This is a genomic window from Komagataeibacter xylinus, from assembly GCF_009834365.1.
In the GTDB taxonomy this organism is placed as follows: Bacteria; Pseudomonadota; Alphaproteobacteria; order Acetobacterales; family Acetobacteraceae; genus Komagataeibacter; species Komagataeibacter xylinus_D.
On sequence record NZ_CP041351.1, the window covers coordinates 13,031 to 31,012 of the forward strand.

Genomic DNA, 17,982 nt, shown 5'->3' on the forward strand with positions numbered 1-17,982 from the left:
TCCTCCCAGAGGGTTTGCCGCCATCATTGATGTATTCCAGCGCGAAATTCAAAGGGAACACTGTGGGAACGAAACGGGGACCATTGGGTTCTAACCGTGTTGCATTTGTGTAGACAAATGCCTATCTTCCCTACATGAAGATTGCGGGTTTCAACTGGGATGACGGCAACTGGCCGAAATGTGGCAAGCATGGTGTCTCCCGTGCGGAAATCGAGCAGGTCCTGCTGGGAGAACCTGCCGTCATGGCTGATCCGCATCCAGGTGAGCCCCGGATGCGGGCCATTGGCCGGACTGAAGCCGGACGTTACGTTTTTCTGGTCTTCATGTTCAGGACAATCAGCAGCCAGACCCGGTTACGTCCCATCAGTGCCCGTTACATGCATCAGAAGGAGATCGATTACTATGAGCAGCAAAAATAGATCCATGCCCTCGCTGCACAGTGACGAAGCGGTCGAGGATTTCGTCGCGACCGCCGATCTGACCCAATATGACCTGTCCGGTTTCAAGCCCATGCGTTTTGAGATCGAACCCAAGGCGGCCGCCCTCAACATGCGCCTGCCAGCGTCCCTGCTGGACGCCGTGAAAGCCAGGGCGAAGGCAAAGGGCCTCCCTTACACACGCTATGTCCGGATGCTGCTGGAGACCGATGTCGCTCAGGCGCGGTAAAGCTGTATTCCGACCAGAACAGAGGAGATCGGGCGATGTAGGTACGCTCGGAAATCACTCCGCGCGTCATGGAAGGAAATCTCCCATGTCTCGCACCTATCATCACAGCCGCAAACACGGCCGTGATCATCGTTGGGCCAACCGGCCGGATCGCTGTGGCTATGGAGGCTCGCGTGAAGCCTCTGAATCCCCCAACTGGTACAGCCATCTGCATGATATCCGTCCTGGTCGTCATCATGATCGGCATATTGCCCGCCTGATTATCAAGGGCAACCTTGATCCTTTCGAAGCGGTCTTTCCGTATACCGGAACCCGGCGGCCTCACGAATATTACTGGTAATCTTCAGCACGGGAACGATCTTTCGTTCCCGTGTCCCGCGAGGCCATCAGGGACGTGGAATGAGGGGGAGGAAGGGCGTCAATGGCCGCCTGAATCCGGGCCAGATCGGCGTCCAGAAGAGCAAGGACCTGATCGGCCGGGACTGCGGGTTGCGTGCTGTTACGCGCCTTGCAGATTGCAGCCCTTTTGGCAGCCCGTTCGTCAGAAAAATCCGTTATAGTCATGTCTTCATCGCCTCGTGTTTAGCGACAGGGGCAGGGGCAGAAATCCGCCATGCATAATCGCAGACATTATCCAGCAATTCTGCCCGTTGTGTCTGACTGTAAGCTATGACGAAATCAGCGACGATTTTTTCTGGCACACCTTCCCGAAGAAGATTGGCAGCCGTTTCCGCTATTTCCAGATTGACCGCTTCATTGAGCAAGACCAAGGCATCCGTATCGGTCATACGCTTTGCCGCCCGTGCAACGAACCGGGCATTCAGATTCCACATCCATTGATGCCGGTTGAGTGTATTAGAAAACCATTCTGGAGAAGGGTATTCCGGAGCCATCAGGTATCCTCTTGAAGTATGTGATGATCAGTTTTCAGGCCATAAAATTGTTCTGCGGCCGAGATTACAGTCTGTCCGTTCTGGAAGACCGTATTTCGTCATCAGTCATGATCACGGTCTGCATCGAAAACATGAAGCCCCGCACGTCTCCAGCGTGTTTTCAGGTCAGTCGAAGCGGTATCATTTTTTCCCTGAAGCTGCGCCGCAATATCCAAAAACGCCCCGAGCATGGTGGCGCGGTCATCATCGGTCAGATCGACCAGTCCCGCCTTCTGGACCAGCCCACCCAGTTCGATCAGATGATGGGTGCGTTCCCGTCGCGCCTTTGCCCAGTCGCGCATGTCGGTGCGTGCCTTTCGTGTCTGATGGCGATGGATCAGGGCTGCCTGCTTCCTGATTCGTCTTTCAAGCGCCAGCAGTTCCGTTCTGATCGTTTCCGGTTTCTTTCCGGCTACCCTTTTTTCCGCCGGCCTGAAAGAAAGATTCCCCGCGTTCGGTCCACCTCGCGACGGCTTCAGGTTTGCCATCCGCCTGTTCGACAGCCGCAAGCAGAACCCCGGCCAGCGCCTCGATCGTCAGGGTATCTGCTCCCGTCGCCTCGACCAGTTCGCCGAGCTGAAGAGTTCTTTGTGCCTTAAGCTGCTTCGTCTTTTCCTGAAGAGCCTTCAGTTCCGCATCAATGTCCCGTGGTTTGCGCATTTCTGATCCCCTGTTTTTCGCAATCTGTGCCATACTCTACCACACACGCGAGAACCGCGTCACTTATCCAGACAGATCAATTCCTGTAGCGCAGTAAAATGTGAGTGCGCGCTTATACGTCACTGCGTGACGTGCGCTTGAATGGTGTGATAGGATCGCGTTCATGGCGATTTATCACCTTCATGCAAAGGTCATCAGCCGCGCTACCGGTAGGAGCGCCGTGGCAGCGGCGGCCTATCGTGCGGCCTCACGCCTGCATGACGTGCGTCTGGATCGTGACCATGATTTTTCCAATAAGAGCGGCGTGGTGCATTCCGAGATCCTGCTACCCAATGGCGCACCGGATCGGTTTCTTGATCGGTCTGTTCTGTGGAACGAGATCGAGGCGATCGAGAAGCGTAAGGATGCGCAGCTTGCCCGCGAGGTGGAGTTTTCAATCCCGTGCGAAATGACCCAGACGCAGGGGATCGCGCTGGCACGGGATTTTGTGCATGAGCAGTTCGTGGAACGCGGCATGGTCGCCGACCTCACTGTGCATTGGGATATCGGTGCAGACGGGCAGATGAAGCCCCATGCGCATGTGATGCTGTCCACGCGATCAGTGGACGAGAACGGATTTGGTGCGAAAGAGCGTCTGTGGAACGACAAGAAATTCCTGCTGACGTGGCGGGAGCGGTGGGCGTCTCTTGCCAATGAACGGCTGGCCGAGCTGGATCTGGATGTGCGGATCGACCATCGGTCATTTGCCGCGCAGGGGATCGACCTTGAGCCGCAGAACAAGATCGGTCCGGCCGGGATGCGCCGGGAGGAGCGGGGCGAGGACGCGGAGCGGGTTGCCGACCATCTGGAGATCGCGCGGCGCAATGGCGAGAGGCTGCTGGCGGAACCGCATGTGGCGCTGGAGGCGCTGACGCGGCAGCAGAGCACCTTTACCCGGCAGGACCTGGCGCGGTTCGTGGACCGACATACGGCGAATGCTGAACAGTTTACGGCCGTCATGGTTCGGGTGGAGGCGTGTCCGGAGCTGGTCGCACTTGGGAAAGACGGACATGGGCGGGAGCGGTTCTCCACGCGAGAGATGATCGGGGTCGAGCAGCGGCTGGAAGAGGTGTCGCTCGCGATGGGGCAGTCCCTGGGGCATGCGGTGCCGCTGGCGGTGCGGCGGGCGGCGATGGTGCGGGACGGGCTTGGGGACGAGCAGGCGCTGGCCGTGGGCGAGGTGACGAAGTCCCGTGACCTGTCCGTGGTGGTGGGCTATGCCGGGACGGGGAAGAGCACCATGCTGGGTGTCGCCCGCGCGGCGTGGGAAGAGGCCGGGTATCGGGTGCGCGGGGCGGCGTTGTCGGGGATTGCGGCGGAAGGGTTGCAAGGTGGGGCTGGGATTGAGAGCCGTACCCTCGCATCGTTAGAGCTGGCCTGGGCGAAAGGGCGGGACCGTCTGGAGCGCGGGGACGTGCTGGTGGTGGACGAGGCCGGCATGGTGGGGTCACGGCAGATGGAGCGGGTGCTCTCAGCTGCGCGTGAGGTTGGTGCCAAGGTGGTGCTGGTTGGCGATCCCGAGCAGTTGCAGGCGATCGAGGCGGGTGGTGCATTCCGGGCGGTGGCCGAGCGGGTCGGGTCGGTGGAGATCACGACGGTGCGTCGGCAGCGTGAAGGCTGGCAGCAGGCCGCGACGAAGGAACTGGCGACCGGGCGCACCGGTGAGGCGCTGGGGCGCTATGAGGCGGCTGGCCTTGTACGCGGGCATGAGACCCTGGAAGAGGCGCGGGCCGGGGTGGTGGTCGGGTGGGATGAAGCCCGTCAGGCTGCGCCGGAGGACAGCCAGATCATGCTGGCGCACCGGCGTGTCGATGTACGGGCGCTGAACGAGGCGGCGCGCGAGATCCGCAGGGACGCGGGTGAGCTGGGCGAGGATGTTCTGGTGCCGACTGCGCAGGGCGAGCGGGTGCTTGCGGACGGGGAGCGTGTCTACTTCCTACGCAATGACCGGGAGCTGGGGGTGAAGAATGGCACGCTGGGTACGGTGCGGGGCATCACGGGGTCGGTCGAGGCCGGGGATCTGGCGCTGTCGGTGCAGCTTGACGGGCCGGGTGGTGCCGGAACTGGGCGGATCGTACCGGTGCGCGTGGCGGACTATGACGCGCTGGATTATGGCTATGCGGCCACCATTCATAAATCGCAGGGTGTGACGGTGGATCGGGCCCATGTGTTGGCGACGGGAAGCATGGACCGACATGGGGCCTATGTGGCGCTGTCGCGGCATCGGGAGAGTGTGTCCGTTCATTGGGGTCGGGATGATGTGGGCGACCGGGACGGGCTGGTGAAGCGGCTGTCGTGCGAGCGGCTGAAGGATACCACGCTAGATTACCCGCAGGTCCGGGATCGGGATGCCGGGTTCGTGCGGCGGCGCGGGCTGCATGTCCCCGAGAGCGAGATCGTGGTGGAGCGCGGCAAGGCTGCCTCTGGTCCCCGGCAGGACAGGCAGGCCGAAGCGTTTCCTGTGCCAGAGCCTGCACCGGCACAGCAGAAACGCGGGATGTTCGACGGGCTGGACCTGTCCGTGCGGCCTGGTCGTCGAACATCAGAAAAAGACGTTCCGGCCGGGATGGAGGCTGAGGCCGGCAAGCGGGAGAGTGGGGTTGAGCGTGAGGTTCCTGTTTCTCCCTTTGCGGGTTTGAGGCTGCCCCGTGTGAAGCGCGAGCAGGTGCCGGTCGGGCTGGGTGGGTTTGTGCCAGGGAGTGACCCGCTTCAGCAGGCGGTGGAGCAATATGCGCGGGCTTGGGTGGATGCCGAGCGCATGGTGCGTCAGGAGCTGCCGGTTCTGGAGCACCAGAAGAAGGCGCTGTTTGAGGCCGGGCGGGATCTGGAGCGGGTCCGGCGTGGGAGTGAGGCGGATCTGCGGGCGGCGCTGAAGCATCAGCCGGAGATCCGGCAGGTGCTGTATGGTCTGGAAGGTCCGGCACGGGCGCGCAGGCTGGTCGAGGGGCTGGAGCACGAGGACAGGGTGCGGAAGAGTCCGGAATTGCGGGCGGCGCGGTTTGTGAGGACGTGGGACGGGCTGAGCCGGGAGCAGCAGGGTGTGGCGCTGAAGGAACTGAAGCGGGATGCGCAGCTTGAGTCCATCCTGCGGGAGAAAAGCCGCGAGCTGGGCATCCGGAAGGGATCGACGCTCGATCACGGGCTGCATCCCCATCAGCGGGAGCACTCCCTTTCACGCTCCAGGTCGCGCGGTATGGATATGGGGATGTAATCTGCTTGAGAGAGGATGTGTTGATGTGTATAATATTTATTGGAGATACACATTATGCGAACCAACATCATTATTGACGATACCCTCATGACAGATGCGCTGAAAGCGTCTGGCGTCAAAACCAAGAAAGAAGCTGTCGAACTCGGATTGCGGACGCTGATCAAGTTGAATCAGCAGCGGCAACTGCGTTCTATGAAGGGCAGGCTGGAGTGGCGGGGTGATCTCGACGCCATGCGTTCTGACGCATGATTCTGGTCGATTCATCGGTCTGGATCGATTTTTTCAGGGGTACCGTGACGCCACAGGTTGATGCTCTGGACCGGTTGCTGGGAGAGGAACTGGTCGCCATTGGGGATCTGATGATGACGGAAGTTCTTCAGGGATTTGCGAGTGAGCGGGATTTCAACAAGGCACGGCGGATGCTTGGCGCTCTGGATCTGGTTGAGATCGGGGGGCGTGATGTCATGATCGAGGCGGCACGGTATTTCCGTGACCTGCGCGCCAGAGGCATCACCATTCGGAAAACCATTGATACCCTGATTGCCACACGGTGCATCGTAAGCGGATATCGGCTTCTTTACAGTGATCGGGACTTTGATCCGTTCGTGACATATCTGGGGCTGGAACGGGTTGTCTGATTTCAGCGTGGTGACTGGAGAGGACATGCAGAAAAAAGAAGCGACCGTTCGGCTGGGATCACTTCTGGGGGCCATCGGTCGTGAGGTCAGTGTGCGTGATCAGGATGTCGCGGTCTTGCAGACCCGCGATCAGACCCCGGCCGAGGCAATGACCTTCGAATGATCCTGCTGCTTGATACCAACGTGATCCTGGAGACGTGGAGGCCTGTCCCGGAGCCGTGTGTTCTGGCCAGCCACGACGTGTCGCCTTTCGAGGCAGCCGATGTGCGGGTTTTTAATCCATGGGAGGACGTCTGATGTCAGAGGAAGGTTCGGCGCAGCGCGCGTTTGATGATCTGCGTGCTGAAATATCGGTGCTCCGGCGCAGTATGGAAGCATTGCCGCAGGCGTGGCGGGAGAACCGGCCGCCGGATTACACGGAGGATCTGGCCCGCGTTGTAAAAGCCATGAACGCGGTTAGTACGCGGATGAAGGCGATCGAGGACACTCCAACGCTGAAAATGACGCCTCAGGCGTATGGGCAGGGAATACGTCAGGCAGGGCTTTCTGCCAGTCAGGAGATACAGGCAACGTTTCAGAAAGCGATAGGTGAGGTTCAGGAGGAGCGTCAGGAACTTGCCCATATTATTGGGCAGTCCCGTCAGCAGGATCGTCAGAACTGGTGGCTGTTAGGGGTGGGTCTTGCCTGTCTTGTTGTAGGGATCGGGTTATCGCCTGTGCTGGCGTATCTCCTGCCTTCTTCTATCGGGACGCGGGTGGCATCCTTTATTGTCGGGGAGAAAGATCGCTGGAACTCTGGGGCCATGATGATGGCAGTCAGCAATCCTGAAGGCTGGCAACGTGTACGTGAGGACAGCCAGTTGGTTGAGGCCAACAGAGACAGGATTACAGCTTGCCAGAAAGCGGTATCGGGTCAGGAAAAAACTCAGAAATCCTGTGTCATCACCATTTCGGCACAACAGGAATAGTTTTGAGGGATAAAAGCCGACAGCAGAATATGACATGTCAAAGAAACCGGATTTCTTTGACGGATTGTTCTGACGTGTTAGAAAAAACGCATATTGCTACCACGTTGGGATGTCATGTTAACGCCAACTTACCCGTCCGACGCTGCTTGCGGGGAACCAGTTTGCTCGGACGCTCTGATGCGCTGAAAATTGGCTCAATCGTGTCTGCCCGAAGATATTTCCGGATCGTGTTCCGCGACAGGCCCGTTCGACGCTCGATTTCGCTGATTGGCAGAGCATCTCGATGATGCCAACGATACACGACACTTAATAAATTCATGCTGATCACTTCTCCATAGAGCTCCGGTCAATAAAACCGGAGTAGTGCCCAGCATGGGTCAATTCTCAGTGGAAATTTATATCTCTCCTTGGTCAGCTCTCAACTAAAATCAACAATAGAGGTCAGTCCTGTTCAGAAAACTGCCCTGACCGCATCAGACGACAAGCCTCAACATCTATGCCCATCCTCTAATGCGCGCCGACGATCACGCTCGAACCAGCACCGCCGAATATAGCGGTACAGGCTAATGGTGGTTGGGAGTAATTGCCTTCGATGACGGTCTCATGATGCAGATGCGTGTCCTCAAACATTCCTATTTCAAGAAAAGTGTTACGATCCATGGAAGGATTAATGCGGTGACGACGGCGTTCAATCCCATAGCGATTGCGGCGAACAATCCAGCGACTGTACTTACTGAGAAGGCGCGTGCTGTCCCTACACCATGGGAAGCAAGGCCAACGGCAAAGCCACGCGCAGCATAATTCCTGATACCTAAGAAGTTCATCAAAGGGGTGACCACGACCGCCCCGAAAATACCGGTGAACATGACCAGTAACATCGTGATTGATGGCGTGCCACCCATCTGCTTGGTAAGAGCCATCGCAACTGCGGCCGTCACGGACTTCGGGGCCAAATCGATCAGTAACTCGCTAGGCAGACCACACAAGGTGCCGATGCCGAGAGCGCTTATCATGGCAACTATGGCACCGACGAAGAGCGCCCCAGCCATCGGCACAAGGACCTGCCGTAAAACAGCGCGGTGACGGTAGATTGGAACTGCGATCGCGACTGTAGCCGGCCCCATCAAAAAATTAACGAATTGCGCCCCCTCGAAGTAGGCCGAGTAGGAAGTTCTCGTCTTGAGCAAAACAATAATAATCAGACTTGAGGCGAGTAGGATGGGGTTTGCCGCAGGGTGACTATTGAGCATTCGCGCAAAGCGCAAAGCTACCGCATAGCTTATGATCGTCAGTGACAACCAGAACAGTGGGGTCGTGGAGAGATAAACCCACAGGTTGACTGGATCAGTCATGATATTCTCCGCTGTGACCCATCAGGCGTGAAAGGCCAATGAAGACCACAACGGTTGAGACGAGCGCTAGGATTGTAGAGCCCGCCACGGCAAGCAACAAACCTCCTCCGTAGCGGGACAGCACATCTGCTGTTTGAATGACACCTACTGTCGCAGGGACAAAGAATAGGCCTAACGAGCCGAGCAGAACATCTGACACACGCTCGATGGGGAGCGCTTTGGGACGATCCTCTGACACTTTGCTGCGCGTGCCGACAGCGAAAAGAGCCAAAAGGAGAACCAATAAGCCAACGACTGGTCCGGGCACCGGAGGAACAAGCGATCGGGATACAATCTCGCCCAATAACTGGCACGCTAGAACAATCCCGATCGCGGCGATCATAGATGACCTCTGTTATCAGTCATGGTGTGAACTCTGTTCCGTGCGCTACTCGCAGCCGAGGGCATCGGCTGCTTCGACGAGGGATTCGACAACGATATCCCAGTCCTGCTCCGCTTTGAGGTCCTCGGTCTGGTGAGGGCCATGCTCATGAGGGCGTCGCACGAACACCGTGCGAAGTCCCGCGGAGCGGGCCGCTTCCAGGTCGCTGTTATGTGCTGCCACAAGTGCCACCTGTCCCGGTAGAAAGCCCACCGCTTCCGCAGATTTGAGATAGGTCTGAGCTTGAGGTTTGTAGCTTTTGGATAGCTCAGCGCCGGTGATGACATCCCAGGGGAGTCCGCCGAACCTCTCCAGCGCGAGCATCCACGCGATGTGCCCGTTCGACAACGGCCCAATCGCAAACTTCTTTTTGAGCCTGGTCAGTCCTTCAACCGAATCTGGCCACGGATCAAGCCTGTTCCAGGCTTCGTTGAGATCATTCAGTTCAGCGTCTTCGATCTGGTTGGCATCAATGCCATTGTTGTTGAGGACCGTTTCGAGGCTTTCGCGGTTAAGAACGTCGAGTTTCACCCAGTTGCGCTCTCCCTGCCGAATCTTTTCCATCGAAGGTTGGTAGAGTGCTCGCCACTGATCCGCGAAGTCATAAGGATCGAGCGCGATGGCGTGCTTGTGCAGGAACGGCTCAGACGCCCGTGCGATGCCGGATCGCCAATCGACGACCGTTCCATAGGTATCGAAACCCAGATACCCGACGGAGTCAAAGTTCGTGGACATAGTGATGGACCTCTCAAGGAAACAACAGATGGAACCGATCACGCGCTCTTAAGGGTGGGATGCGTTCGGAGCACATCCCCTCTTGCCCTCAGTAGAGTCTAATAGTAAAATTATTAATATTGCATATATTAAGTAGAAATAGTTATGAATGTGTTTCGCTCTGGGGTGGCTACCTTCGACCTGCAATTGCTCCAGACTTTTGTGACCGTCGTGTCCTGCGAGAGCTTCACTGCTGCCGCCAAAGAGCTTTGTCAGACACAATCCACGATCAGTCAGCAGGTTCGACGCTTGGAGACGCGGCTTGGTAAGCCGTTGTTCGATAGGACGACACGCTCTGTGGTGCTCACCGCAGAAGGGTTCTTGTTGCTTGACTATGCCCGTGCAGTCCTTGCCTTAGCTCAAGAAGCCTACGAGAAGATCAACAGCGGAAGGCTGACTGGGCGCATCAAAATTGCTGCGTCTGATGACCTAGCGACCCATCGACTCCCATCTTTGCTACGTCGCTTCCGGCGGCTGCATCCGGAAGTCGCCATCGAAATTGAGGTCGGTCTTACCGAGATCATGCTGGGTGAACTGTACGCCCAGAATTTCGATTTGGTGCTGGGGAAAAGGATGCTTGGCAGTACACATGGGGAGGCGTTTGGCGAAGACCATCTGGTCTGGGTCGGTGATCTGGGCGAACGATCTGTAGTTGACCGACGCTCTTTGCCGCTCGCTCTGTTCCCTGATGGATGCCTGTATCGTCGGGCAGCAATCAAGGCGCTTCAAGACTCTAATCTGCCATGGGAGGTTGTTTGCACCAGTCCGAGCCTTGCGGCGATCCATGCGGCTGTCCAAGCGGGAATCGCCATTTCCCCCTTGGCGAAGGGCCTTATAGGCGACCTGCCGATTATGAACTCCAGCGAACTACCCGCTTTGCCGATCATCGAGTTTGCCGTCTTCCTGCAAGCAAAAGAGCAAGTCAGCCAGCCCGCAGCGATCTTTCGCGATCTTCTCTGTGCCGAGTCGTCACCATGATGTTTGGACGCCTATCTCTAAGGAGTGTTCGATATGGAGCTCCCCTGCAAAGACGTCATGGACGAGTTGATCGGCCTGCTGGCGAGCACGGCGCACCAAGGCTTCAATGACAGTGACCGACGGTAGAAGAAGGCTTCGGCGATGCATCTCGGCAATCAGGACCGCAGCCTGGCAGGATGGCTGGATCACATGATGTGCAGTTGGCATAGCGAAACCGATTATGTCATGAAATGCCGACTGATCAAAGGTTTGGTAGCCATAACCCTTCATCATGCTTGCCAATGAGGTGCCCGCCGCGTTCTGTGCGATCTGGAACTGGCGCAAATCTTCGGCTGTTACCTATGGGGGAGCGGCCCAGAAACGTGGCGAAACGGCCGACATCGCGAAGGTAATTGCACTGCGCCTCCCGGGAGAACCGCCGCACCGCCATGTCATCAAGGTTGGCGGGAAGAGGTTGTTCGAAAACGTACGCTAAGAGTTTGTTGGAGAGCCTTTCATATCTGCGCAGATATCAGGAACATGTCCGAACTCTGTGTGCTCGTCGCCCCAGGCCTTGAGAGCCTTGATGACGGGCTTGAGGGTTCGCCCGCGCGGGGTGAGGCTGTATTCCACCTTTGGCGGGACTTCCGGGTAAACCGTCCGTAAGACGAACCCGTCGCGCTCCAGTTCGCGAAGCTGGGTCGTCAGCATTCTCTGGGTGATATTGGGCAGGCGTTTGCGGATGGCGTTGAAGCGCAGGGTCCCCTGAAGCAGGTGATAGAGGATCACGCCTTTCCATTTTCCGTCGATGAACTGAAGCGTTGCCTCAACAGCGCAGCCGGGACTGCAATCAAGCGACTTATGGCGGATGCGGGTCATAACGGTATCATTTCCGACACTATGGGCGTTAAAAGTGCGTTCTTGTCTGAAAACATCATAGTGTTCACTCTTCTCCTCATTCAACAGAGGAGCAGACAATCATGCGGGCCATCGGTTATCAGACACCGCTTCCCATCGAAAATCTGGCATCCCTTCAGGACATTGATCTGCCAAAACCTGTCCCTACAGGACGGGATCTTCTGGTGGAAATCAGGGCCGTATCGGTCAATCCGGTTGATACCAAAGTCCGTCGCAGTGCGACACCGGAGGCGGGTCAGTGGCGTGTTCTGGGCTGGGATGCCGCAGGCGTTGTTGTGGGAACCGGACCGGACGTCACGGATTTTTCTGTCGGCGACGAGGTCTTTTATGCGGGGGCGATCAATCGCCCTGGGACCAACGCCGAGTTTCATCTGGTTGATGAACGGATTGTTGGTCGCAAACCCTGCTCCCTGAACTGGGCCGAAGCCGCAGCCTTACCACTGACAGCAATTACGGCCTGGGAGATGCTTTTCGATCGTCTGGATATTAGCCGATCTGTCCCAGGAGTGACCCCGTCCATTCTGATCATCGGGGGCGCTGGCGGAGTCAGTTCCATAGCGATCCAGCTAGCCAAGGTCCTGACCGACATTACAGTCATTGCCACAGCTTCGCGCCCCGAAACGCAGGACTGGGTCATATCTCTCGGGGCAGATTACGTGATCGATCACAGCAAGCCTCTGGCCGCACAGGTTGCCACTCTTCCCACGGGTGCTCCCGGCTTTGTTTTTTCCACGACGCAGACGGATCAACATCTGGCAGAGATCGTCGAACTTCTTGCCCCGCAGGGACATTTCGGCCTGATTGATGATCCGGCTGATTTCAATGCTGTCCCTCTCAAAAAGAAAAGCCTGTCCCTGCACTGGGAGCTGATGTTCACCCGTTCACTGTTCGGAACGGCAGACATCGGCGCGCAGGGGACGCTCCTGAACAATGTGTCGCGGCTCGTAGATGAAGGTCGTCTTCGCACGACGCTCGGCAAAAATCTCGGGCTCATCACCGCCGCCAATCTGCGGAAGGCTCATGCCCTGATCGAGAGCGGTCAGGCTAAAGGCAAGATTGTGCTCGAAGGTTTCCCTGCCTGAAGGCATATTTTGATGACCTTACACAAAGACAAAACCTTGCCACTTTTCTGAAATTCGAAATCTCAAAACGGAGACCAACATGAAACTGACAGATAATACCATATTGATTACTGGAGGTGGTTCCGGGATCGGTCGCGCCCTTGCCGAAGCATTTCATCAGAAGGGCAACAAGGTAATTATTGCCGGGCGTCGCCGTTCAAGGCTTAATGAAGTTACAGCAGCCAATCCTGGCATGGAGGCCATTGAACTAAATCTCGAAATTCCAGCTGATATCCAGAACGTCGCGGAACAAATTCAACGAGATTACCCATCGTTGAACGTACTTATCAATAATGCCGGAATCATGTTGCCAGATACGGCGGACGGGCAAATAGATGACAATCTTCTGATATCAACGTTCACTACCAATTTTGCTGCTCCAATTCGACTGACTTCTGCGCTCATGCCACATCTTAAGGCACAGTCTCAATCAACCATCATCTACAATACTTCCGGACTGGCCTTTATTCCGCTCGCAATGACAGCAGTTTATTCTGCATCTAAAGCAGCTCTCCATTCTTACGTAATGTCGCAGCGTTTCCTGCTTAAGGATACGAACATCGACGTCATCGAAATCGCACCGCCATGGGTTCGGACCGAACTGATGAACAGTCAAGAAGCAGAAGCCGCTGTCCCTCTAAATAAATTCATTTCCGATACTATGGCTCTCTTGGCCACAGAGGAGAACGAAATCATCGTTGATGAAGCGAAAATATTTCGTGATTCTTCCGGCCCACAAGAATATGGATTCGTCGAAAGTTTTAATCAGAAAATGCGGGCCCTTTTCCAAAATAGATAGGAAGGGGTACATCTTTCCTGTCTGGCAAATAAAAAAGGCTATCATACGGCACGTTATCTGTTTGCGTGCCGTATAAACCCTGTTGCCACAAATAGGGTCACAATTGCTAATGACGGTCATGAGAGCTTACGGCCCTGCCTGAAAAACGGGGCCACCCCATATTGCGTCCAAAATAGCTCGTAAATGCGTTGCCGAGTTCGTTCTCGAGGTGTTTAGTCCCGGGGTTTGATGGTGTGGTATTTGTACGAGAGTGGAAGGAAGCATTATGGGGACAGATACGTCATGGCAGCGCCACGACCACGCACGCCGTATGAGCAGCAATACAGCGATCGCAGGCTTCGCTCGCGGCGTTGAGCAAGGAGTTCGGGATCAACCCGAAAACAGTTGCAAAATGGCGGAAGCGTGAGACTGTCGAAGATCAGAAAACTGGCCCTAAAGAGCCTCGCTCAACGAGCCTGACAGAAACCGAAGAAGCCATGGCAGTCGCTTTTCGCCGGATACGTTGCTGCCGCTGGATGATTGCCTTTATGCCCTGCAGGCCAGCATTCCTCATCTGACACGTTCGGCCCTGCATCGCTGCTTTCAGCGTCACGGGATCTCCCGGCTTCCGGATATCGAGGGAGACAAGCCCAAACGACAGCGTTTCAAACGCACTCCCATCGGCTTTTTTCACATCGATATTGCCGAAGTCCAGACTGCTGAGGGCAAGCTGCACCTCTTCGTTGCTATCGACCTGACAAGCAAATTCGCTGTCACACAACTCGTCGGGAAAGCCGATCGGAAGACAGCCTGGGAATTCCTCGAATATCTCCTGAGCATCATTCCTTATCGGATCCATACCAGGGGTCGTTTGCGGGAGGGGGCGAAATCCTACGCTAAGCTGAGAACGCGCTTCCCATAATCCCTGAGCTCGCCCTTCGGTCCGACATATCTGTATAGAGTGACGCGCTCGATCCCGAGTTCCTTGCACAGATCGGAAACAGACGTGTCGCGCTGCGCCATGGCGGCCTGGGCGAGACGCACCTGTGCTTTGGTCAGGGCGAATTTTCGCCCTCCCTTTCGTCCGCGCGCTCTGGCTGCGGCAAGGCCAGCCATGGTGCGCTCGCGGATCAGATCCCGCTCGAACTCGGCCAGAGTGGCAAAGATACCGAACACCATGCGGCCGGATGCGGTCGTGGTGTCGATCTGAGCGCCTTTTCCGGTCAGCACACGCAGGCCGATCCTGCGGTCTGACAGATCCTTCACGGTGTTGACCAGGTGGGCGAGCGAGCGCCCGAGGCGATCGAGTTTCCAGACCACCAGCACATCGCCGTCGCGCAAGGATTTGAGGCATGCAGCTAAGCCGGGCCGATCATCGCGGCTACCGGATGCACGATCATCATAAATATTACCTGGCTCGATACCGGCGGCACGCAGGGCGTCGTGCTGGAGGTCGAGGGATTGGGAACCATCGGCTTTGGAGACGCGGGCATATCCGATCAGCATGTTTCTTAAACGTTGGTTTGAAGCGGTGACGAACATGAGCACATAAGCTTGCACTATTGTGTATCTTAACCAGCATCGCAATCAAACTATCTCAAACCTTACCTTGGAAAGAATAAGGAGCATGTATGCCGCGTCGCGTGACCCTGACCGATCGACAGCGCGAGGCGCTGTTTCACTTACCGGTCGATCAAGGTGATCTGCTGCGGCACTATACCCTTAGCGATGAGGATCTCGGGCATATCCGCCAGCGCCGGCGCGCCCACAACCGTTTCGGCTTCGCGCTGCAACTGTGCGTCCTGCGCTACCCGGGCCGGGTACTCACCCCTGGCGAGCTGATCCCGGCACAGGTATCGGATTTCATCGCGGCCCAGCTCGGGCTGAGCCGTGACGATCTACTCCTCTATGCCGCGCGCGAGGAGACCCGGCATGAGCATCTGGCGGACCTACGCCGGATCTACGGCTATCGCTCCTTTTCGGGGCGGGGCGCACGGGATTTGCGCGATTGGATCGCTCGGGAAGCCGAGGCGGCGACATCGAATGAGGATCTTGCCCGTCGCTTCGTTGCAGAGTGTCGCCGCACCCGCACAATCCTTCCCGGTTTCTCAACGATTGAGCGCCTTTGTGCCGATGCACTGGTCAAGGCCGAACGCAGGATCGAAGATCGTATCGCCCATCGCATAACACCAGCCCTGAGCGAGAATTTGGCTCATCTGTTAGAGAATCGGTGGATGGTCGCATCACCCGCTTCGTATGGCTGCGACAGTTCGAAGTTGGCGCAAATTCGGCGGCGGCCAATCGGCTGATGGATCGACTGGAATATCTCCACAAGTTCGATCTTCCGGCAGATTTGCTGGACGGCGTTCCGCGCATCGTGTGACCCGCCTTCGCCGGCAGGGCGAGCGCTATTACGCCGACGGCATGCGCGATCTGCCCGAAGGCAGGCGGCTTGCAATCCTCGCTGTCTGCACCATGGAATGGCGGTCATCTCTGGCTGATGTCATCGTGGAGACCCACGATCGCATCGTAGGCCGTCTCTATCGGGTCTCCGAACGCCTTTGCAGCACCAAGATCGCCGACGAAAAGGCGGCCGTTCGGGACACGCTGAAGTTTTTGCTGAAATCGGTGGTGCTTTGCTTGGAGCGCAGGACGATGGCGCATCCCTGGACGGGATAATCACCACCGGTCCAGGCTGGGAACGGTTCAGAACCCTTGTCGCCACGGCCTCTGCGTTGACCAATGTGCTCGCTGCCGACCCGCTCAGCCGTGTGCTGGACGGCTATCATCGCTTCCGCCTCTATGCGCCCAGGATGCTGCGCCTGCTCGACATGCAGGCGGCGCCGATTGCCAAGCCTCTTCTGACGGCTATCGCGCTGCTACAGAGCGGGATCAAATCCGATCCTCCTATGGATTTTCTACGTCCCAACTCCAAATGGCATCGCCATCTTCGCGCTGCGCCCGCCGGCGACTACCGACTTTGGGAAATCGCGGTGCTGTTCCATATCCGCGACGCTTTCCGGTCCGGCGACATATGGCTGGCAAAATCGCGCCGCTATGGCGACCTCAAGCAGATCCTGGTCCCGCCACAGGCGATAGAGCAGACCGCGCGGTTCGCTGTGCCGCTGCAACCCGGCGAATGGCTTGCCGAGCGCAGGGCTCGACTGGATACACAACTGAAGGCGCTTGGCCGCGCGGCGCGAACCGGTACGATCCCAGGCGGCATCATCGAGAACGGCAAGCTGCACATCGACAAGCTGAAGGCTGACACACCCGAAGGCACTGAGGATCTCGTACTCGATCTCTATCAACAGCTCCCGTCCACGAGGATCACCGATTTGTTGCTGGAAGTCGATGAGCGAACCGGATTCTCCGAGGCTTTCACGCATCTGCGCACTGGCGTGCCTTGCCGCGACCAGATCGGCCTGATGAACGTGTTGTTGGCGGAAGGCGTCAATCTTGGTCTACGCAAGATGGCAGCGGCGACCAATACGCACAGCTTCTGGGAATTGCTGCGGATCGCACGCTGGCATGTCGAAGGCAGCGCCTATGATCGGGCGCTCGCCATGATCGTGGAAGCCCATGCCGCTCTGCCTATGTCCGCCTTCTGGGGACAAGGGAAATCCGCATCCAGCGACGGGCAGTTCTTCCTTGCTACCGAGCAGGGCGAAGCGATGAATCTGATCAACGCGAAATATGGCAACGTCCCAGGCCTCAAGGGATACAGCCATGTGTCCGATCAATATGCACCCTTCGCTACCCAGGTCATCCCGGCAACGGTCAGCGAGGCACCTTATATACTCGATGGGCTGCTCATGAATGACGCAGGCCGCCGCGTCCGCCAGCATTTTGCCGACACGGGTGGCTTTACCGATCATGTGTTCGCCGCCAGCTCCTTGCTCGGCTACAGGTTCGCACCGCGTATCCGAGATCTCTCTCAGAAAAGACTCTATGCCTTCACGCCCAACGCGACGCCCGCCAATGTGCGAGCGCTGGTTGGCGGCAAAATCAATGAACCGCTCATCGAGCGCAACTGGCCCGACATCCTGCGCGTCACGGCAACGATCGCAGCGGGCATCGTCGCCCCCAGCCAGATTCTTCGCAAGCTCGCTTCCTACCCGCGCCAGAATGAGCTGGCCCTCGCATTGCGGGAGATCGGTCGCATCGAGCGCACCCTGTTCATGATCGACTGGATTCTCGACGCCGGTCTCCAGCGCCAGGCTCAGATCGGTCTCAACAAGGGCGAGGCCCATCATGCCCTCAAGCGCGCCATCAGCTTCCATCGTCGAGGTGAGATACGCGACCGCTCAGGCGAAGGGCAGCACTATCGTATTGCCGGCATGAACCTGCTCGCCGCCATCATCATCTTCTGGAACACCATGAAACTCGGGGAGGTCGTGGACAGACGCGCCGTGGACGGCATCATCATCCCGCCTGATCTCCTCGCCCATGTCTCACCGCTGGGATGGGAACACATCAACCTCACCGGCGAATATCGCTGGCCTAAATCCTTAGCGTAGGATTTCGCCCCCTCCCGCAAACGACCC

The 17,982-nt window shown here is 57.4% G+C and carries 19 protein-coding genes and 5 pseudogenes; 13 read left to right on the top strand and 11 right to left on the bottom strand.

The genetic code is table 11. The annotated features are described in order from the left end of the window. The first annotated feature begins 134 nt into the window (after window positions 1–134). The 3 genes from FMA36_RS18965 (at window position 135) to FMA36_RS18975 (ending at window position 1,006) form a co-directional block, all read left to right on the top strand. Window positions 135–419: a BrnT family toxin gene (locus FMA36_RS18965; protein ID WP_159264476.1), complete on the top strand. Its 285-nt coding sequence runs from the start codon at window positions 135–137 to the stop codon at window positions 417–419. Then, window positions 403–666, top strand: a complete 264-nt coding sequence (locus FMA36_RS18970; protein WP_159264478.1) for a BrnA antitoxin family protein — start codon at window positions 403–405, stop codon at window positions 664–666. Before FMA36_RS18965 ends, FMA36_RS18970 begins: the two co-directional genes overlap by 17 nt. Before the next feature lie 85 nt (window positions 667–751). After that, window positions 752–1,006, top strand: a complete 255-nt coding sequence (locus FMA36_RS18975) for a hypothetical protein (RefSeq protein ID WP_159264480.1) — start codon at window positions 752–754, stop codon at window positions 1,004–1,006. 220 nt (window positions 1,007–1,226) lie between these two features. Here the strand turns inward: FMA36_RS18975 and FMA36_RS18985 are convergent, their stop codons facing one another. The 3 genes from FMA36_RS18985 to FMA36_RS18995 all read right to left on the bottom strand — a co-directional run bounded on the left by FMA36_RS18985 (window position 1,227) and on the right by FMA36_RS18995 (window position 2,291). Beyond that, window positions 1,227–1,559 (bottom strand): hypothetical protein, encoded by a 333-nt coding sequence (locus tag FMA36_RS18985; RefSeq protein WP_159264482.1) that lies wholly within the window; start codon window positions 1,557–1,559, stop codon window positions 1,227–1,229. A 101-nt stretch (window positions 1,560–1,660) separates the two neighbouring features. Further along, on the bottom strand, window positions 1,661–1,900 hold the full coding sequence (locus tag FMA36_RS18990) for a conjugal transfer protein TraD (RefSeq protein WP_159264484.1): 240 nt from the start codon (window positions 1,898–1,900) through the stop codon (window positions 1,661–1,663). A gap of 64 nt (window positions 1,901–1,964) precedes the next feature. Beyond that, complete coding sequence (locus tag FMA36_RS18995; protein WP_240906640.1) at window positions 1,965–2,291, bottom strand: conjugal transfer protein TraD; 327 nt, start codon at window positions 2,289–2,291, stop codon at window positions 1,965–1,967. 130 nt (window positions 2,292–2,421) lie between these two features. Between FMA36_RS18995 and traA the strand changes: the two genes are divergently transcribed. The 5 genes from traA (at window position 2,422) to FMA36_RS19025 (ending at window position 7,114) form a co-directional block, all read left to right on the top strand. Then, complete coding sequence (traA, locus tag FMA36_RS19000) at window positions 2,422–5,508, top strand: Ti-type conjugative transfer relaxase TraA (RefSeq protein ID WP_159264486.1); 3,087 nt, start codon at window positions 2,422–2,424, stop codon at window positions 5,506–5,508. A 54-nt stretch (window positions 5,509–5,562) separates the two neighbouring features. After that, on the top strand, window positions 5,563–5,757 hold the full coding sequence (locus FMA36_RS19005) for a type II toxin-antitoxin system VapB family antitoxin (protein WP_062454612.1): 195 nt from the start codon (window positions 5,563–5,565) through the stop codon (window positions 5,755–5,757). Next, complete coding sequence (gene vapC, locus FMA36_RS19010) at window positions 5,754–6,146, top strand: type II toxin-antitoxin system VapC family toxin (protein WP_063908754.1); 393 nt, start codon at window positions 5,754–5,756, stop codon at window positions 6,144–6,146. The genes FMA36_RS19005 and vapC overlap by 4 nt, the downstream gene beginning before the upstream one ends. Window positions 6,147–6,171: 25 nt before the next feature. After that, on the top strand, window positions 6,172–6,309 hold the full coding sequence (locus FMA36_RS19015; protein WP_063908757.1) for a hypothetical protein: 138 nt from the start codon (window positions 6,172–6,174) through the stop codon (window positions 6,307–6,309). A 133-nt stretch (window positions 6,310–6,442) separates the two neighbouring features. After that, entirely contained in the window at window positions 6,443–7,114 is a 672-nt protein-coding gene (locus FMA36_RS19025; protein WP_159264488.1) for a DUF6118 family protein, read from the top strand. Window positions 7,115–7,241: 127 nt separating this feature from the next. Here the strand turns inward: FMA36_RS19025 and FMA36_RS19030 are convergent. The 4 genes and pseudogenes from FMA36_RS19030 to FMA36_RS19050 all read right to left on the bottom strand — a co-directional run. Next, window positions 7,242–7,433: pseudogene (locus FMA36_RS19030) on the bottom strand (IS21 family transposase); the annotation flags it as partial. Between the two features lie 313 nt (window positions 7,434–7,746). Further along, complete coding sequence (locus FMA36_RS19040) at window positions 7,747–8,466, bottom strand: LrgB family protein (protein ID WP_159264490.1); 720 nt, start codon at window positions 8,464–8,466, stop codon at window positions 7,747–7,749. Continuing rightward, window positions 8,459–8,848, bottom strand: a complete 390-nt coding sequence (locus tag FMA36_RS19045) for a CidA/LrgA family protein (RefSeq protein ID WP_159264491.1) — start codon at window positions 8,846–8,848, stop codon at window positions 8,459–8,461. The genes FMA36_RS19040 and FMA36_RS19045 overlap by 8 nt, the downstream gene beginning before the upstream one ends. Before the next feature lie 45 nt (window positions 8,849–8,893). Continuing rightward, complete coding sequence (locus FMA36_RS19050; RefSeq protein WP_159264493.1) at window positions 8,894–9,622, bottom strand: haloacid dehalogenase type II; 729 nt, start codon at window positions 9,620–9,622, stop codon at window positions 8,894–8,896. Between the two features lie 144 nt (window positions 9,623–9,766). Between FMA36_RS19050 and FMA36_RS19055 the strand changes: the two genes are divergently transcribed. Next, entirely contained in the window at window positions 9,767–10,639 is an 873-nt protein-coding gene (locus tag FMA36_RS19055; RefSeq protein WP_159264495.1) for a LysR family transcriptional regulator, read from the top strand. Between the two features lie 36 nt (window positions 10,640–10,675). On the opposite strand, the pseudogene FMA36_RS19060 reads toward FMA36_RS19055, so the two are convergent. The 3 genes and pseudogenes from FMA36_RS19060 to FMA36_RS19070 form a co-directional block, all read right to left on the bottom strand. Beyond that, window positions 10,676–10,921, bottom strand: a pseudogene (locus tag FMA36_RS19060) (DUF4158 domain-containing protein); the annotation flags it as partial. A gap of 6 nt (window positions 10,922–10,927) precedes the next feature. Next, window positions 10,928–11,069, bottom strand: a pseudogene (locus FMA36_RS19650) (integrase); the annotation flags it as partial. 41 nt (window positions 11,070–11,110) lie between these two features. Then, window positions 11,111–11,497, bottom strand: a complete 387-nt coding sequence (locus FMA36_RS19070; RefSeq protein WP_206065372.1) for a winged helix-turn-helix transcriptional regulator — start codon at window positions 11,495–11,497, stop codon at window positions 11,111–11,113. Between the two features lie 101 nt (window positions 11,498–11,598). Between FMA36_RS19070 and FMA36_RS19075 the strand changes: the two genes are divergently transcribed. The 3 genes and pseudogenes from FMA36_RS19075 to FMA36_RS19085 form a co-directional block, all read left to right on the top strand. After that, window positions 11,599–12,618: a zinc-binding alcohol dehydrogenase family protein gene (locus FMA36_RS19075; protein ID WP_159264498.1), complete on the top strand. Its 1,020-nt coding sequence runs from the start codon at window positions 11,599–11,601 to the stop codon at window positions 12,616–12,618. A gap of 79 nt (window positions 12,619–12,697) precedes the next feature. Then, a complete protein-coding gene (locus tag FMA36_RS19080; RefSeq protein ID WP_159264501.1) occupies window positions 12,698–13,456 on the top strand; it encodes an SDR family oxidoreductase in 759 nt (252 codons plus the stop codon). 320 nt (window positions 13,457–13,776) lie between these two features. Then, window positions 13,777–14,297: pseudogene (locus FMA36_RS19085) on the top strand (transposase family protein); the annotation flags it as partial. A gap of 29 nt (window positions 14,298–14,326) precedes the next feature. Here the strand turns inward: FMA36_RS19085 and FMA36_RS19090 are convergent. Next, window positions 14,327–14,941, bottom strand: a complete 615-nt coding sequence (locus tag FMA36_RS19090) for a recombinase family protein (RefSeq protein WP_010512305.1) — start codon at window positions 14,939–14,941, stop codon at window positions 14,327–14,329. A gap of 125 nt (window positions 14,942–15,066) precedes the next feature. Between FMA36_RS19090 and FMA36_RS19095 the strand changes: the two are divergent. Continuing rightward, window positions 15,067–17,955, top strand: a pseudogene (locus FMA36_RS19095) (Tn3 family transposase). Window positions 17,956–17,982 lie beyond the last annotated feature (27 nt).

Coding starts and splice junctions, on each gene's coding strand:
- FMA36_RS18965 (WP_159264476.1), top strand. CDS start 135: ATGAAGATTGCGGGTTTCAACTGGGATGACGGCAACTGGCCGAAATGT.
- FMA36_RS18975 (WP_159264480.1), top strand. CDS start 752: ATGTCTCGCACCTATCATCACAGCCGCAAACACGGCCGTGATCATCGT.
- FMA36_RS19050 (WP_159264493.1), bottom strand. CDS start 9,622: ATGTCCACGAACTTTGACTCCGTCGGGTATCTGGGTTTCGATACCTAT.
- FMA36_RS18995 (WP_240906640.1), bottom strand. CDS start 2,291: ATGGCACAGATTGCGAAAAACAGGGGATCAGAAATGCGCAAACCACGG.
- FMA36_RS19015 (WP_063908757.1), top strand. CDS start 6,172: ATGCAGAAAAAAGAAGCGACCGTTCGGCTGGGATCACTTCTGGGGGCC.
- vapC (WP_063908754.1), top strand. CDS start 5,754: ATGATTCTGGTCGATTCATCGGTCTGGATCGATTTTTTCAGGGGTACC.
- FMA36_RS19075 (WP_159264498.1), top strand. CDS start 11,599: ATGCGGGCCATCGGTTATCAGACACCGCTTCCCATCGAAAATCTGGCA.
- FMA36_RS19070 (WP_206065372.1), bottom strand. CDS start 11,497: ATGACCCGCATCCGCCATAAGTCGCTTGATTGCAGTCCCGGCTGCGCT.
- FMA36_RS19055 (WP_159264495.1), top strand. CDS start 9,767: ATGAATGTGTTTCGCTCTGGGGTGGCTACCTTCGACCTGCAATTGCTC.
- traA (WP_159264486.1), top strand. CDS start 2,422: ATGGCGATTTATCACCTTCATGCAAAGGTCATCAGCCGCGCTACCGGT.
- FMA36_RS19080 (WP_159264501.1), top strand. CDS start 12,698: ATGAAACTGACAGATAATACCATATTGATTACTGGAGGTGGTTCCGGG.
- FMA36_RS19025 (WP_159264488.1), top strand. CDS start 6,443: ATGTCAGAGGAAGGTTCGGCGCAGCGCGCGTTTGATGATCTGCGTGCT.
- FMA36_RS19005 (WP_062454612.1), top strand. CDS start 5,563: ATGCGAACCAACATCATTATTGACGATACCCTCATGACAGATGCGCTG.
- FMA36_RS18990 (WP_159264484.1), bottom strand. CDS start 1,900: ATGCGCGACTGGGCAAAGGCGCGACGGGAACGCACCCATCATCTGATC.
- FMA36_RS19045 (WP_159264491.1), bottom strand. CDS start 8,848: ATGATCGCCGCGATCGGGATTGTTCTAGCGTGCCAGTTATTGGGCGAG.
- FMA36_RS18985 (WP_159264482.1), bottom strand. CDS start 1,559: ATGGCTCCGGAATACCCTTCTCCAGAATGGTTTTCTAATACACTCAAC.
- FMA36_RS19040 (WP_159264490.1), bottom strand. CDS start 8,466: ATGACTGATCCAGTCAACCTGTGGGTTTATCTCTCCACGACCCCACTG.
- FMA36_RS18970 (WP_159264478.1), top strand. CDS start 403: ATGAGCAGCAAAAATAGATCCATGCCCTCGCTGCACAGTGACGAAGCG.
- FMA36_RS19090 (WP_010512305.1), bottom strand. CDS start 14,941: ATGCTGATCGGATATGCCCGCGTCTCCAAAGCCGATGGTTCCCAATCC.